Annotated in this window: 10 protein-coding genes and 1 tRNA gene; 9 read left to right on the forward strand and 2 right to left on the reverse strand. The window is 66.1% G+C overall.

Features of this window, described 5'->3' with window-relative positions; genetic code table 11:
• The first annotated feature begins 22 nt into the window (after window positions 1–22).
• From secDF to LZD57_RS18295, 4 genes are all read left to right on the forward strand, one after another.
• On the forward strand, window positions 23–2620 hold the full coding sequence (secDF, locus tag LZD57_RS18280; RefSeq protein ID WP_233720930.1) for a protein translocase subunit SecDF: 2598 nt from the start codon (window positions 23–25) through the stop codon (window positions 2618–2620).
• Window positions 2621–2623: 3 nt separating this feature from the next.
• Window positions 2624–3007 (forward strand): Mth938-like domain-containing protein, encoded by a 384-nt coding sequence (locus tag LZD57_RS18285; protein WP_233720931.1) that lies wholly within the window; start codon window positions 2624–2626, stop codon window positions 3005–3007.
• Window positions 3008–3131: 124 nt separating this feature from the next.
• Entirely contained in the window at window positions 3132–3986 is an 855-nt protein-coding gene (locus tag LZD57_RS18290) for a phytoene/squalene synthase family protein (RefSeq protein ID WP_233720933.1), read from the forward strand.
• A gap of 92 nt (window positions 3987–4078) precedes the next feature.
• The gene (locus LZD57_RS18295; RefSeq protein WP_233720935.1) at window positions 4079–5899 is read left to right on the forward strand and encodes a DUF4153 domain-containing protein; all 1821 of its coding nucleotides are present in this window, start codon (window positions 4079–4081) and stop codon (window positions 5897–5899) included.
• A 64-nt stretch (window positions 5900–5963) separates the two neighbouring features.
• Here LZD57_RS18295 and trmFO read toward each other — a convergent pair whose 3' ends face one another.
• Window positions 5964–7385: a methylenetetrahydrofolate--tRNA-(uracil(54)-C(5))-methyltransferase (FADH(2)-oxidizing) TrmFO gene (trmFO, locus tag LZD57_RS18300; RefSeq protein ID WP_233720937.1), complete on the reverse strand. Its 1422-nt coding sequence runs from the start codon at window positions 7383–7385 to the stop codon at window positions 5964–5966.
• A 608-nt stretch (window positions 7386–7993) separates the two neighbouring features.
• Complete coding sequence (locus LZD57_RS18305; RefSeq protein ID WP_163461090.1) at window positions 7994–8137, reverse strand: DUF1127 domain-containing protein; 144 nt, start codon at window positions 8135–8137, stop codon at window positions 7994–7996.
• 409 nt (window positions 8138–8546) lie between these two features.
• Between LZD57_RS18305 and LZD57_RS18310 the strand changes: the two genes are divergently transcribed.
• The 5 genes from LZD57_RS18310 to clpX all read left to right on the forward strand — a co-directional run bounded on the left by LZD57_RS18310 (window position 8547) and on the right by clpX (window position 15026).
• Window positions 8547–8631 (forward strand) — tRNA-Leu (locus LZD57_RS18310).
• A gap of 86 nt (window positions 8632–8717) precedes the next feature.
• On the forward strand, window positions 8718–10079 hold the full coding sequence (tig, locus tag LZD57_RS18315; RefSeq protein WP_233720938.1) for a trigger factor: 1362 nt from the start codon (window positions 8718–8720) through the stop codon (window positions 10077–10079).
• A 183-nt stretch (window positions 10080–10262) separates the two neighbouring features.
• On the forward strand, window positions 10263–12677 hold the full coding sequence (locus LZD57_RS18320) for a mechanosensitive ion channel domain-containing protein (RefSeq protein ID WP_233720939.1): 2415 nt from the start codon (window positions 10263–10265) through the stop codon (window positions 12675–12677).
• A 214-nt stretch (window positions 12678–12891) separates the two neighbouring features.
• A complete protein-coding gene (locus LZD57_RS18325) occupies window positions 12892–13524 on the forward strand; it encodes an ATP-dependent Clp protease proteolytic subunit (protein WP_233720940.1) in 633 nt (210 codons plus the stop codon).
• Between the two features lie 233 nt (window positions 13525–13757).
• Complete coding sequence (clpX, locus tag LZD57_RS18330; protein ID WP_233720942.1) at window positions 13758–15026, forward strand: ATP-dependent Clp protease ATP-binding subunit ClpX; 1269 nt, start codon at window positions 13758–13760, stop codon at window positions 15024–15026.
• The last annotated feature ends 14 nt before the right edge of the window (window positions 15027–15040 follow it).

Below are 15040 nucleotides of genomic sequence, written 5' to 3' on the forward strand. Positions count from 1 at the left end.
GTCCGCCACTTCCGAGACCGCCATGCTGTATTTTTCGCGCTGGAAGACGATTCTCATCTGGCTGACGGTCCTCGTCGGGCTGGTCTACGCCGCACCGAACGTGCTTCCGCGCAACGTCACCGATTCCATGCCCGGCTTCTGGCCGAAGGACTCGGTGACCCTCGGTCTCGACCTTCAGGGCGGATCCTACATTCTCCTGCAGATCGATCGGGAATCCCTGATCCAGGAGCGGCAGCAGGCCGTGCAGGACGAGGTGCGCCAGCTGCTGCGCAACGAGCGGATCGGCTATTCGGCGATCTCCGCCAACGACCGGACGGTGACCGTCCGGCTGCGCGATCCCGCCCAGGCCGATGCCGCGCGCGAGGCGCTGAGCCCGCTGACCCAGTCGATCTCGAGCGGCCTGATCTCGGGCGGTTCGGTGGCCGAAGTCGCTCTCGCCGAGCCGCAACCGGGCGTCCTCACCGCGTCGCTGACCGACGAAGGCGTTCAGTACCGGGTGTCGACCGCCGTGACCCAGTCGATCGAGGTGGTCCGCCGGCGCGTCGACGAACTCGGCACCACCGAACCGGTGATCCAGCGCCAGGGCGACGACCGGATCATGGTGCAGGTTCCCGGTCTCGGCGATCCGCAGCGGCTGAAGGAACTGCTCAACCAGACGGCCAAGCTGACCTTCCAGCTCGTCGATCAGAGCGAAAATGCCGAGCAGGTCGCCAGGGGCGGTCGCGTGCCGCCGGGCTCGCAGCTGCTCTACACCACCGATGCCACGCCGCAGCCGATCCTCGTTCGCAACCAGGTCATGGTCTCGGGCGAAAATCTCACCGACGCCCAGGCCGGATTCGATCCCCAGACCAACGAGCCGGTGGTCAACATCCGCTTCGATTCCCAGGGCGCCCAGCGCTTCGGCCGCGTGACCCAGGCGAATGTCGGCAAACCCTTCGCCATCGTTCTCGACGACAAGGTCCTGTCCGCTCCGGTGATCCGCACCGCCATTCTCGGCGGCCAGGCACAGATCTCCGGCTCCTTCACCGTCCAGAGCGCCAACGACCTCGCCGTCCTGCTCAGGGCCGGCGCCCTGCCGGCGACCCTCGACATCATCGAGGAGCGGACCGTCGGACCGGGCCTCGGCGCCGACTCGATCGCCGCCGGCGAGATCGCCGGCATCATCGGCGCGATCGCCGTCGTCGTGTTCATGCTGGCGGCCTACGGCTTCCTCGGCATCATTGCCAACATCGCGCTTGCCGTGAACGTCATTCTTCTGTTCGCGATCCTCACCGTGATCGGCGCCACGCTGACGCTGCCCGGCATCGCCGGCATCGTGCTGACCCTCGGCATGGCGGTCGATTCCAACGTCCTCATCTACGAGCGCATCCGCGACGAGCGACGACAGGGCCGGTCCTTGGTGCAGGCGATCGATTCCGGTTTCACCAAGGCGTTGGCGACGATCCTCGACGCCAACATCACCACGCTGATCGCCGCCGTCGTCCTGTTCTTCCTCGGCTCCGGCCCCGTCCGCGGCTTTGCCGTGACGCTGGCGATCGGCATCGTCACGACGATCTTCACCGCCTTCACGCTGACCCGCTGGCTGGTCGCCGCATGGGTCCGCAGCCGCCGCCCGCGCGAACTGCCGAAGGGCTGGCTCCGTCTCGTGCCGGACGTCACCCGCATCCCCTTCATGAAGGTGCGGCTCAAGATCTTCGCCCTGTCGATGGCGCTCTGCGCCGCCTCGATCGTCTCCTTGTTCGCCATCGGTCCGAATTTCGGCATCGACTTCACCGGCGGTACGCTGATCGAGGTTCAGGCGAAGCAGGGCGAGGCCGACATCGGCGACATTCGCGAGCGGCTGTCCGCCGCCGGGATCGCCGATCCGCAGGTTCAGGAATTTGGAACCAACCGCGAGGCGCTGATCCGCATCGGCTCGGCGGGTGAGGTGTCCGATGCCTCCCAGCAGGCGCTGGTCGACACCGCCAGCCAGGCCGTCGCCGCCGATTACGACGTGCGGCGGACGGAGGTCGTCGGCCCGACCGTTTCGGGCGAACTCGCCTGGGCGGCGATCCTCGGCGTCTTCGCCTCGCTGGTCGCGATCATGGTCTATGTCTGGCTGCGCTTCGAATGGCAGTTCGCCATGGGGGCGATCATCGCGACGGTCAACGACGTCATCCTGACGCTCGGCTTCATCACGGTCACGCAGCTCGACGTCAGTCTGTCGACCGTCGCGGCGATCCTGACCATCGTCGGCTACTCGCTGAACGATACGGTCGTCATTTACGATCGCGTGCGCGAAAATCTCCGGCGCTACAAGAAGATGCCGCTCGGGCAGCTGCTCGATCTCTCCGACAACGAAATGCTGTCGCGGACGACCATGACATCGGCGACGACGCTGCTGGCGCTGGCCGCCCTGTTCGTCTTCGGCGGAGAGGTGATTCGCTCCTTCGTCGCATCGATGCTGTTCGGCGTCGCCATCGGCACCTTCTCGTCGATCTTCGTCGCCGCGCCGATCCTGATCTTCTTCAAGCTGCGGCCGACCGATGCGGCGGAGGCGGCCAGAGCCGCCGAGGAGAGGGAGAAGGCCGAGGCGGAGGACCCGACCGAGCGCGTCACGGTCAATCCGGGCCGAGCCTGACCGATGCCGAAGGGAATCGAGATCCGCGAGGCTCATTTTCCGGGCCGGGCGCCGATCGAAGCCTACGGCAACGGCGGCTTCCGCTTTGCCGCCATGTCGCATCGCGGCTCGATCCTCTGCCTGCCGTCCGGGATCTACGGCTGGACTGGGACCGAAGGCGAGCCGTTCACCGGCGAGAGGCTCGACCTCGTCTTCAAGGAGGAGATCAAGTTCCTCCTCTTCGGAACCGGCAGGGATATCCGGCGCCTGCCGCCGGGGCTCGCCGAGCGGCTGAAGCGGGCGGGAATTTCCTGCGATCCGATGTCGACCGGGGCAGCGGTGCGGACCTTCAACATCATGCTGTCGGAAGGCCGGCCGGTCGGCGCCGCCCTCGTCGCCGTCGACTGACGGTCCCGCTCGGCCTGCGGGGCCTTTTCCGTGGCAGATCGAGGCGTCGTGCGATCTGGGTAGCCGTCTGTGGCCGGGCGTCTCCTGTCGCCGGCCGAGATCAATGTGTCCGCGAGGAGCTCAAATGGCTCGCATCGAGAGCGACCCCTGCCGTGACCTCGTCGAAGAGGGCGATCGCGACCGTGCGCTCTCCCTGGCCTTCGCGCCCGAGGATTGTCGGGCCGATCTCGCCGCGCTCTACGCCTTCAACGTCGAGGTCGCGCGGGTCCGCGACCAGATCAGCCAGCCGCTGCCGGGCGAGATCCGGCTGCAATGGTGGCGGGACGTGATTGCGGGCGGCGCCACCGAAGACGCCGCGGCGGGCGGCGGCGAAGCGGGTCACCCCGTCGCGAGCCGGCTCGTCGACGCGATCGCCCGGCACCAGTTGCCCGTCGCGGCCTTCGATCGGATGCTGGAGGCGCGGATCTTCGACCTCTACGACGATCCGATGCCGTCTCGGGAAAACTTCGAAGCCTATGCCGGCGAGACGGCTTCGACGCTGATCATGCTGGCCGCCACCATTCTTTCGCCGCGGGACGCGGACGCCATCGCCGACGCCGCCGGCCATGCCGGTGTCGCCCAGACGGCGGCGGGCGTGCTGCGGCTGTTGCCGATTCACCGGGCGCGGCGCCAGGTCTTTCTTCCCGCCGACATTCTGGCTGCGGCCGGATGCTCGACCGAGGAACTGATCGCCGGCGAAAGCGAGGCGGCGGCGCGGGCGGTCGCGGCCATGGTCGCTTTCGGCCGGGAACATGTGGAGAAGGCGCGCCGACACTTTGCCGACATTCCGAAGCCTGTGCGCGCGGCCTTTCTGCCGGCGCTTCTCGCCACGCCATATTTGAACCGTATCGAACGCTCAGGAGCGGAGGTGTTGCGACATCCGCCGGACGTCTCGGCTCCCCGCAAGGCATTTCACTATTGGCGGTCGATGCGCAGGTGAGACCGCGTGCAGGCGGGCTTCCGTCGGCGTGAGGCGCCGCTGTGCCTGCCTTCGGACCGACTTCTCGCAGGGACGGGCGAATGGACGGCGACATGAAGACCGACACCGAACCGGGCCGTCCGCCGCGCTGGCGGGGCCGAGCCGGCCGGCTCGTCGGATCGCTCGCACAGGGCACGGAAACGGCGCTGACGCGCTTTCCCGTGGCCTGCCTCGGCGTGTGTCTGTTCGCGCTCTTCAGCAACATGGCCGTCGCCGGCGTCGAGCTTCCCGATCCGCGGCGGCTCGTCTGGCTCCTCGCCGCGCTCTACGGTGCCTCCGCGGCGGCCGTCGCGACGACCCTGGCGGCGGAATCGCGCGGCTGGCGGCGCCCGGCGTCGCAGGTTCTGTCGCTGGGGGTGGCGCTTGTCGCGGGCGCGGCTCTCTACTGGGGCGGACGGGCCGACAGCCATCTGCCGGCGCTCACCGCGGCGCTGACACTCGCCATTCCACTCGCGCCCTATGTCCGGCACGGCGGGTCCGACCGCTTCTGGACGTTCGCCTTGTGGGCGGCGGTCGGCGCAACGCTTGCCTTTCTGTCCGTGCTCCTCTTCGTCCTCGGCCTTTCGGCGATCCTCGAGATGATCCGCTTCCTGTTCGAAGCGGGTCTGAGCTCACGCGACTACGAGCACATCTACACGACGGCCTTCACCCTCGTCGGGCCGCTCTTCGCGCTCGGTCGGCTGCCGCGCGACTTCCAGGAGCGCGCGGAAATCGCCGAAGACCGTCTCGTCGGCGGCGTCCGTCTCCTGGTCGACTGGGTGGCCGCGCCGCTGGCCCTGGCGACTGCCTCCATCCTGCATCTCTACGCCGCGAAGATCGCGCTGACCGGAACGCTGCCGAAGAACGAGATCGGCTGGATCGTGACGTTCTACGCCCTCCTCGTGCTGGCGCTCAGAATTGCCGCCGAGCCGTTCCTGGCCGGTGGAGCGATGCCGACCCGGCTGTTTTCGCGGCTCTGGCACGTCAGCCTGATCGTCCCTCTGGCCCTCGGAGCGCTCGGCATTGCCATCCGGATCGGCGCCGAGGGGGTGACGCTGGAGCGCTATTACGTCGCCCTCGCCATCCTCGCGGCCGCGCTCGTCATCCTCGTCCAGTTGCTGCCCGGCCTTCGCCGGGACGTTCGCGTCATGGCGGCGATTCCCGTCGTTCTCCTGGCGCTTTCCGCCTTCGGACCCTGGGGCGCGTCGAGCCTCGTCGGCCGCAGCCAGACGGGGCGGATCGTCGCCGAATTCGGAGAGCGCGTGCCCGGCACGGAGACCATCGCCGTCAGGTCCGGCGCCCGACGCCCGGAGGCGCAGATCCGGCTTCGATCGCGGCTTTTTGCCCTCGAAGCGGCGGATCGTCTCGGTGCGCTGGCACCCCATCTCGAACCCGAACTGGCCGAACGGCTCGAGACGGCGCTGCGCAGCGAGCCGGAGCAGGCGATCACGATCGTCAACGAAGGCCTCGGGGCGGACGTGTCCGCCTGGGCGCAGGCCCGGCCGCGCGGTTTCGCGGCGCTGAAGCCGGGCGAGATCGACATCGGCGGCTACGACCGCGTCGCCATTGCCCGCATCGCGACGGCGGATACGCCGTCCGGTGACGCTTCGTCGCCGGCGCGGGTCGAAGGGATGAGCTTCATGCTCGAGGGGGACGATCTGGTCGCGGCGCAGGCGGGAGCGCAGGACCGGTTCCCGCTCGTCGCTGCGATCGGAGAACTTCCGCAGGAACTCTTCACGGCCGACGCGCGGGAAACCGTGCCACCGGTCGTCGATCTCCGCAGCGAGGCGGGCCGCAGCCTGCGGCTCGCCATCCGCCGTCTCGCCCGGGATGACGACGGCGCCGTCACCTTCCTGGAGTTCGACGCGTGCTACCGCCGGTCGGAATGGCCGTGAAGGGGCAGCGAAGACGCCGCCGTTCATGCCCGCAAACCGGACGACGTGAGCGGCGCGGCGAAGCCTACTCCGCCGCCTGCCGCGTCTCGGCGCCCGCGAGCCAGGCGGCAAAGTCGGCCAGCGCCCGGCGCGAAAGGGCGTTCTTCTTGGCTATGGCCTTTTCCTTGCCGCGGAAGCGTTTCTGGCCTTCCGGCTTCTGGATGGCGCCGGGCTCCAGCGGGGCGAACAGGCCGAAATTGACGTTCATCGGCTGAAAGGAGCGCTTGCCTCCTTCTTCCTGGTGGGCGAGGTGGCCGCCGGTGATGTGGGCGAGCAGCGCCCCCATGGCGGTGGTCTGCGGCGGCGCCGGGATCGCCTCGCCGCGCCGCTCGGCGGCGGTGAACCGCCCGGCCATCAGACCGACGGCAGCCGATTCGACATAGCCCTCGCAGCCGGTGATCTGACCGGCAAAACGGACATGCGGCCGCGCCTTCAGCCTGAGGAAGCCATCGAGCAGCACCGGCGAGTTCAGGTAGGTGTTGCGGTGCAGGCCGCCGAGACGGGCGAATTCGGCATTTTGGAGCCCCGGGATCATCCGGAAGATCTCCGCCTGCGCGCCGTATTTCAGCTTCGTCTGGAAGCCGACCATGTTGTAGAGCGTGCCGAGCGCATTGTCCTGCCGAAGCTGGACGACGGCATAAGGCTTCACTTCGGGATCGTGGGCGTTGGTGAGCCCCATCGGCTTCATCGGGCCGTGCCGCAGCGTTTCGGGCCCCCGCTCGGCCATCACCTCGATCGGCAGGCAGCCGTCGAAATAGGGCGTTCCCTCCCAGGACTTGAACTCGGCGCGGTCGCCCTCGACGAGAGCGGCGACGAAGCGCTCGTAGGTCTCCCTGTCGAGCGGGCAGTTGACGTAGTCCTTGCCGGTGCCGCCCGGCCCGACCTTGTCGTAGCGCGACTGGAACCAGGCCTTGTCCATGTCGATCGAATCGAAATGGACGATCGGCGCGATGGCATCGAAGAAGGCCAGCGCGTCCTCGCCCGTGGCCTTGCGGATCGATTCGGCGAGCGAAGGGGCGGTGAGCGGTCCGGTGGCGACGATGGTCGTGCCCCAGTCTTCCGGCGGCAGTCCGTCGATTTCGCCGCGCTCGATCGTGACGCGCGGATGCTCGCCCAGGGCCTGGGTCACGGCAGCCGAAAAGCCTTCCCGGTCGACCGCGAGCGCACCACCCGCCGGAACCTGATGCTTGTCGGCCGTCGCCATGATCAGCGAGCCGGCGAGCCGCATCTCCGCGTGGATGACGCCGACGGCGTTGGCCGTGGCGTCGTCCGACCGGAAGGAGTTCGAGCAGACCAGTTCGGCAAGGCCGTCGGTCTTGTGCGCCTCGGTGCCGCGCACCGGGCGCATCTCGTGCAGGATGACGGGAATCCCGGCCTCGGCGATCTGCCAGGCGGCTTCGGAGCCGGCGAGACCGCCGCCGACGACGTGAATGGGTTCGTTGCTCATCAGCGGTATTTAGGCGATGCGCCGGCGAAGCGAAACCGGGCCGTTTCCCCCTGGAAGGCTTCGGGTGCCGATTTCGATCCCGAGAACGACAAAGCCCGTCGGGGGAGGACCGACGGGCTTTGCTTTTCTGACCTGCATTTGGGAGGAGGATCTGCAGGTCGTATCCGCTCCGGCCCGGGAGGAGGTGGGCCTTTGCGAAACCTTGAAACTTTCGGGTTCCGGATGAGCCCGCCGGGGGAGGACCGGCGGGCTGCATCGGATGGTCTGCCAGTTGGGAGGAGGTCGGCAGACCGCTTTCGCCTCGGCCCGGGAGGAGGTGGGCTTCGGCAAACCTTGAAACTTGGGTTCCGGATGAGCCCGCCGGGGGAGGACCGGCGGGCTGCATCGGATGGTCTGCCAGTTGGGAGGAGGTCGGCAGACCGCTTTCGCCTCGGCCCGGGAGGAGGTGGGCTTCGGCAAACCTTGGAACTTTCGGGTTCCGAATGAGCCCGCCGGGGGAGGACCGGCGGGCTGCATCGGATGGTCTGCCTATTGGGAGGAGGTCGGCAGACCGTATTCGCCTTGGCCTGGGAGGAGGATGGCCTCGGCGAAACTTGGAAACTCTCGGATTACATAACCGTCCGGCGAGCGACGGTCGGGATGTCGGTGCGCGCGATGCCGAGATCGGCGAGCTCGCGCTGCGACAGACGGTTGAGCTCGTTGACGGTCTCGCGGTAGCGGCGCCAGCTCTGGTACGAACGAACAAGGTTCATGTCGGAACCTCCTTTCAGATTTCACTTCAGCCACTTCGGGAGAGCGTCTTGCCGCTCTGTCCCGTTTCGTTGAGAGCAAAATATGATGGCCGGGCGTCCCCCGCTAGACGGAAGTCTGCATGGCTGCTCTGCGCATTGTGCAATGCAGCAAAGCTCGGAGATCCTCCAGCAGTGCCAGACACTTGCAGGCGGATTCTGAAATTCGGGAGGACGTTTCGATGAGGGGGTTGGTCAACAACAGTGCTTTATCCGCTTCGCCCCGATGGTGCGGAGCGGAGGCGGTCGCGTCGCGGCTTTGGGCGGGAGATCGGGGAATTCTGCGGTCCAACCCCGCGGTTTTGCCCTTTCGTGGCCGAATTCACGATGATATAGAGGCCCGCGCTCGAGACCTCGGCGGCCGACGCGCTCTGCGGGTGTGGCGGAATTGGCAGACGCACTTGGTTTAGGTCCAAGCGCCGAGAGGCTTGGGGGTTCAAGTCCCTCCACCCGCACCATTTGCCGAATTCAATGAGAATGCGCCTGGCCGGGACCCGAAAGTGGCCGGCGGGCGCATCGGACAGGATCGAAAAGGTAATTCAGAATGCAGGTTACGGAAACCAAGGCCGAGGGCCTGAAGCGCGAGATCGAGATTGTCGTGCCCGCCTCGGACCTTGAGGCGCGCCTTCAGACCCGCCTCTTCGAGGCCAAGGACAAGGTGCAGCTGAAGGGTTTCCGGCCCGGCAAGGTGCCCGTCGCCCATCTTCGCAAGATGTACGGCAAGTCGCTGATGGCCGAGATCGTCAACGAGATCCTCAACCAGACGCCGGGCTCGGTCATTTCCGACCGCAAGGAGCGGGCGGCGATGCGCCCCGAAATCGCGATGACCGAGGACGAGGGTGAGGCCGACAAGGTCCTCGCCGGCCAGAGCGACTTCAAGTTCACCCTGTCCTACGAGACCCTGCCGGACTTCGAGCTCAAGGATTCGAGCGGCATCAAGATCGAGCGGCCGATCGTCGAGGTGTCCGAGGAGGAGGTCGACGAGCAGGTCGAGCGGATCGCCGAGAACGCCCGCACGTACGAGGACAAGGACGGCGCCGCCGAGAAGGGCGACAAGGTCACCGTCGACTTCGTCGGCAAGATCGACGGCGAAGCCTTCGAGGGCGGTTCGGCCGAGGACAGCGATCTCGTCATCGGCTCCGGCCGATTCATCCCCGGCTTCGAGGAGCAGTTGATCGGCACGGAGAAGGGCGGCGAGAAGGTCGTCGAGGTCACCTTCCCCGAGGATTACGGCGCCGCCCATCTGGCCGGCAAGGCCGCGACCTTCGACGTCACGGTCAAGGCCGTCCAGGCGCCGACCGACACGGCCATCGACGACGAGATGGCGAAGAAGCTCGGCCTCGACTCCCTCGACAAGCTCAAGGAGATCGTCCGCGACCAGATCCAGAGCCAGTACGGCATGGCGACGCGTCAGAAGGTCAAGCGCCAGCTGCTCGATGCCCTCGACAAGGAGTACGACTTCGCGCTCCCCGAGAAGCTGGTCCAGGCCGAGTTCGACAACATCTGGAATCAGGTCCAGCGCGAGCTGACCGAGAGCGGCAAGTCCTTCGAGGACGAGGACACCACGGAGGAGAAGGCGCGCGAGGACTATCGCAAGCTCGCCGAGCGCCGCGTCCGTCTCGGACTGGTACTGTCGCAGATCGGCGAGAATGCCGGCGTCGAGGTCGGCGAGGAAGAGTTGCAGCGTGCCGTCTTCGAGCAGATGCGCCGCTATCCGGGCCAGGAGCAGGAAATCCTGAAGATGTTCCAGGAAAATCCCGACGCCATCCAGAGCATTCGCGCGCCGCTCTACGAGGAGAAGGTCGTCGACCATCTGCTCGCCCAGGTCGAGGTCACCGACAAGACGGTCTCGAAGGAGGAATTGATGGCCGAGGACGAGATCGAGGAAAAGACCGTCGAGGCCTGATCGCCAGGACCTCCTCGACGCACAGGTTCTAAGGGCCGGCCCCGCGCCGGCCCTTTTTCGTTGGCTGCCGCACTCTCGTCAAAGCCGTCGGCGATAGGCCCCGGATATCGCAGCCGAGCGGCCCTGGTGCCGTCACGCCGGCCCACCGGCCGATCCGCCTTCCACGAGAGACTTCTCCAACCCATGAATTCCCTCTGCCCGCGCCACGCCGCCGCGAAAATGCTGGGCCTTCTGGCCGCCGTCGTCCTGTTCCTGGCCGTGTCGCCGCCGGTCGTCTTCGCACAGTCGATCCCCGGGCTCACCGGCGGATCGAGTGGCGCGGCGGAGAGTGAGACGCAGGCCGCGCCCGGCGAGCCGTCGCTCGACGATCTAATCGAGATTTTGGAGAACGACGACACCCGCAAGAAGCTCGTCGAGTCGCTCAAGGCGGCGGCCTACCAGGCGCCCGAGAACGCTCCGAAGGGTGCGGCGACGCCGGAAGACGCGGAGAAGCCGGCCGAGATCGTCCGCTCCTTGCCCGGCCGCATCGCGGAATACACACGCATGCTGATCGGCATGGCGGTCGAGAGCGTCGAGGAAGTTCCCGAGTATGTCGACTTGTCGATCGACATGCTGTCGGGCGCCGAATCGATCGACATTCCGAACATTCTCCAGGCGATCCTGCCGGTCGCGCTCGTCGCGCTCGTCGTCTTCTTCATCCTCTTCCTCGGACGTTTTCTCGAACGGGGATTGTTCCGGCGCCTCGCCGAGCGCGCCGAGCATTCCGGCCCGATCCAGAAACTCGGCTGTCTCCTTCTCTCTGGGGCGATCGAGGCCTTCGTCGTCGTCGTCAGCTGGGCCTGCGGCTATCTCGTCGCGACGCTCTACAGCGGCACCCGGCCGGTATTCAGCCAGGCGCTGTTCCTCAACGCGTTCCTTTTGATCGAACTGATCAAGGTGGGGCTATCGGCCTTCGTTGCGCCGAACTATCCGGGGCTGCGGCTGACGCCGTTTTCCAACCGGCAGGCGAGCTACTGGTATTTCTGGATCTCGAGGCTCGTCTCGATCCTCGGCTACACCTTCCTGTTCGTCGCGCCGATCGTCCAGTGGTCGTCGACGCTCGCCGCCGCCGAGGCCACCCAGTTCATCGTCGCCTTCGGCTCGCTGTGTCTGACCATCGGGCTCATCCTGAAGAACCGCGGCACGGTGCGCGAACGCCTGAAGCGGGCGCGCAAGAGCGGTGACAACAGCTTCCGGGCGATGGTCCACTCGTTCATCGGCCAGATCTGGTGGGGACTGGCGATCGCGGCGGCCCTCGCGCTCTTCATCGTCTGGCTGCAGAGCCCGGAGGACGGCCTGAAATTCGTTGCGATGGCGGCCGGCAAGTCGATCGCGGCGATGGCGCTGGGCGGCCTCGTCTTCTCGATCCTGGCGCGAATGATCGCCCATGGCGTGAAGATCCCGCAGGAGCTGAAATACCGCCTGCCGCTGTTGGAGCGGCGGTTGAACGGTTTCGTCCCCAAGATCCTCACGGTGATCAGCTTCGTCGTGATCGTGACGGTGATCATGTTCATCCTCGACAGCTGGGAGCTGACGAATTTCGACCTCTGGTTCGCTTCGGCCATCGGTCAGGATTTCGTCGCCGGCTTCCTCGGTGCGATGCTCATCGTCGTCGTCGCGGTGGCGATCTATCTCGGCGTCTCGTCCTGGATCGAATACCGTCTCAACCCGAACTACGGTACGGTGCCGACGGCCCGCGAGCGCACCCTCCTGTCGCTGTTCAGAAACGCCTTCACCATCACTCTGATCGTGGTCATCTCGATGCTGGTGCTCTCGCAGATCGGCATCGACATCGCGCCGCTTCTCGCCGGTGCCGGTGTCGTCGGCCTCGCCATCGGTTTCGGTGCGCAGAAGCTCGTGCAGGACATCATCACCGGCGCCTTCATCCAGATCCAGAACGCCATGAACGAGGGCGACGTCGTCGAACTCAACGGCGTCTCCGGCGTCGTCGAACAATTGACGGTGCGCTCCGTCGGCCTGCGCAGCCTCGACGGCACATGGTATCTCATCCCGTTCTCTTCGGTCGATCAGGTGGCGAATTTCTCCAAGGACTTCGCCTATTACGTCGCAGATCTCGGCGTCGCATACCGCGAGAACGTCGAGGACGTGAAGACGCTGATGATCGACGCGTTCGAGGAGCTGAAGACGACGAGCGTCGGCGAGAACCTGATCTCCGGCTTCGACATGTGGGGCGTGAACGAACTCGGTGATTCGGCCGTCGTCGTCAGAGGCCGGGTGATGACCAAGCCGGGGACCCAGTGGGGCGTCGGCCGCGCCTATCGCGAGATCGTGAAGCGGATGGCCGACGAGCGCGGCATCGAGATCCCGTTCCCGCACATGACGGTCTGGTTCGGCGAGGACCGCGGCGGCAAGGCGCCGCCGATCCGCCTGCGCAACGAGCCGCAGCCGCGGCCGAAGGTCGTGGACCAGAAGCCGGCGGAGCCGGGTCACGAGGGTTACGACCGGGACATGACGCAGCACGGCACCACCGAGCCGGACGGCCGTCCGATCCCGCCCGACGCGACGGACATCGACAGTGCCGGCGGCGGTCGCGGCTGAGGCTTCATCGACGATGGGCCGTCGCCGGCTCCCAGTCATCGCGAGGGATGGTTCGCCTGCCTCGGAATTTACCGCGAATGGCGCCGGCGGGGCGCCGGCGCGCCCGGCGGGTTGCGGAGCCCGGCCGCTACGCCCTATCTAGGACGAGCGGGCCCCTTGCTGATTCTCGGCGATGCGGGCCCACCCATTCTCTCGCGCGATTTGAGACACGATCATGAAGCACCCGACCGAAACCGCGATGAACCTCGTGCCGATGGTGGTCGAACAGACCAACCGGGGCGAGCGCGCCTACGACATCTTCTCGCGTCTCCTCAAGGAGCGGGTGATCTTCATCACCGGTCCCATCGAGGATTCGATGGCGACTCTCGTCTGCGCCCAGCTGCTCTTCCTCGAGGCCGAGAACCCGAAGAAGGAGATCGCGCTCTACATCAACTCGCCGGGCGGCGTGGTCACCTCCGGCATGGCGATCTACGACACCATGCAGTTCATCAAGCCGGCCGTCTCGACGCTGTGCATCGGACAGGCCGCGTCGATGGGCTCGCTGCTTCTGTGCGCCGGACACAAGGACATGCGCTTCGCCACGCCCAACGCGCGGATCATGGTGCACCAGCCGTCCGGCGGCTTTTCCGGCCAGGCCTCGGACATCGAGCGCCATGCCCAGGACATCATCAAGCTGAAGCGCCGCCTCAACGAGGTCTACGTCGAACACACCGGTCAGGACTACGAGACGATTGACCGGACGCTCGACCGTGACCATTTCATGACGGCAGGGGAAGCTCAGGCGTTCGGCCTGATCGACAAAGTCTACTCGTCCCGCGAAGCGCTGGAGAAGGAAATCTCCCGATAGCGGCAATTCGGCGCGATCCGTCACTTGTCGGCCACAGTTGAACGCCGATAATGAGGGACATCCTCGTTAAGGGCCGCATAAGCAATTGGCGATATGCCCTATGGTGTGGATTGCTGTGCGGGTTCCGGGAGGGACCGGTCGCTTCCGAGGCAGGAGAGCCTGCCATCCCGGGGCACCGGTCTGCGGACGAGACGTAAACGGGTGCGATACAACCCGATCGGAAGGAAAGACGAATGAGCAAAACGAGCGGCGGCGATTCGAAGAACACGCTCTATTGTTCTTTCTGCGGAAAGAGCCAGCACGAAGTCCGCAAGCTGATCGCCGGGCCGACGGTCTTCATTTGCGACGAGTGTGTCGAGCTCTGCATGGACATCATCCGCGAGGAGAACAAATCCTCGATGGTGAAGTCGCGCGAGGGTGTACCGACCCCGCAGGAAATCATCGCGGTGCTGGACGATTACGTCATCGGGCAGTCCTATGCGAAGAAGGTGCTCTCGGTTGCGGTCCACAACCACTACAAGCGCCTCGCCCATGCGGCGAAGAACAACGACGTCGAACTGGCGAAATCGAACATCCTGCTGATCGGGCCGACCGGCTGCGGCAAGACGCTGCTCGCCCAGACGCTCGCCCGCATCCTCGACGTGCCGTTCACCATGGCCGATGCGACGACGCTGACCGAGGCCGGTTACGTCGGCGAGGACGTCGAGAACATCATCCTGAAGCTTCTGCAGTCGGCCGACTACAATGTCGAGCGGGCGCAACGCGGCATCGTCTACATCGACGAGATCGACAAGATTTCCCGCAAGTCGGACAACCCCTCGATCACGAGGGACGTGTCGGGCGAGGGCGTCCAGCAGGCGCTGTTGAAGATCATGGAAGGGACCGTCGCGTCGGTGCCGCCGCAGGGTGGTCGCAAGCATCCCCAGCAGGAATTCCTGCAGGTCGATACGGCGAACATCCTGTTCATCTGCGGCGGCGCCTTCGCCGGCCTCGACAAGATCATCTCCGACCGCGGCCGCAAGACCTCGATCGGCTTTGCCGCCAATGTCGAGCGTCCGGAAGACCGGCGCACGGGTGATCTGCTCCGGCAGGTCGAGCCCGAGGATCTGCTCAAGTTCGGCCTCATTCCCGAATTCGTCGGCCGTCTGCCGGTCCTCGCCACCCTCGAGGATCTCGACGAGGTGGCGCTGGTGCAGATCCTGGAGCAGCCGAAGAATGCGCTGGTCAAGCAGTATCAGCGGCTGTTCGAAATGGAGAACGTCGAACTCAGCTTCCACGAGGACGCGCTGAAGGCCATCGCCCGCAAGGCGATCGAGCGCAAGACCGGCGCGCGCGGCCTGCGCTCGATCATGGAGGCGATGCTGCTCGACACCATGTTCGACCTGCCGACGCTGGACGGCGTGCAGGAGGTGGTGATCTCCGAAGAAGTGATCGATGGCAGCGCCCGGCCGCTCTACATCTACGCAGATCGGGCGGACGAGAAGGAAAACGTCTCGGCGTGAGCTGTCATTCCACA

It is taken from the genome of Jiella avicenniae, from assembly GCF_021390325.1.
GTDB classification, from domain to species: Bacteria; Pseudomonadota; Alphaproteobacteria; order Rhizobiales; family Rhizobiaceae; genus Jiella; species Jiella avicenniae.

What these genes read in the sequence shown, in the direction of transcription:
- LZD57_RS18290 (WP_233720933.1), top strand. Translation starts at nt 3,132, where the DNA reads ATGGCTCGCATCGAGAGCGACCCCTGCCGTGACCTCGTCGAAGAGGGC.
- LZD57_RS18320 (WP_233720939.1), top strand. Translation starts at nt 10,263, where the DNA reads ATGAATTCCCTCTGCCCGCGCCACGCCGCCGCGAAAATGCTGGGCCTT.
- LZD57_RS18305 (WP_163461090.1), bottom strand. Translation starts at nt 8,137, where the DNA reads ATGAACCTTGTTCGTTCGTACCAGAGCTGGCGCCGCTACCGCGAGACC.
- trmFO (WP_233720937.1), bottom strand. Translation starts at nt 7,385, where the DNA reads ATGAGCAACGAACCCATTCACGTCGTCGGCGGCGGTCTCGCCGGCTCC.
- tig (WP_233720938.1), top strand. Translation starts at nt 8,718, where the DNA reads ATGCAGGTTACGGAAACCAAGGCCGAGGGCCTGAAGCGCGAGATCGAG.
- secDF (WP_233720930.1), top strand. Translation starts at nt 23, where the DNA reads ATGCTGTATTTTTCGCGCTGGAAGACGATTCTCATCTGGCTGACGGTC.
- LZD57_RS18295 (WP_233720935.1), top strand. Translation starts at nt 4,079, where the DNA reads ATGAAGACCGACACCGAACCGGGCCGTCCGCCGCGCTGGCGGGGCCGA.
- LZD57_RS18285 (WP_233720931.1), top strand. Translation starts at nt 2,624, where the DNA reads ATGCCGAAGGGAATCGAGATCCGCGAGGCTCATTTTCCGGGCCGGGCG.
- LZD57_RS18325 (WP_233720940.1), top strand. Translation starts at nt 12,892, where the DNA reads ATGAAGCACCCGACCGAAACCGCGATGAACCTCGTGCCGATGGTGGTC.
- clpX (WP_233720942.1), top strand. Translation starts at nt 13,758, where the DNA reads ATGAGCAAAACGAGCGGCGGCGATTCGAAGAACACGCTCTATTGTTCT.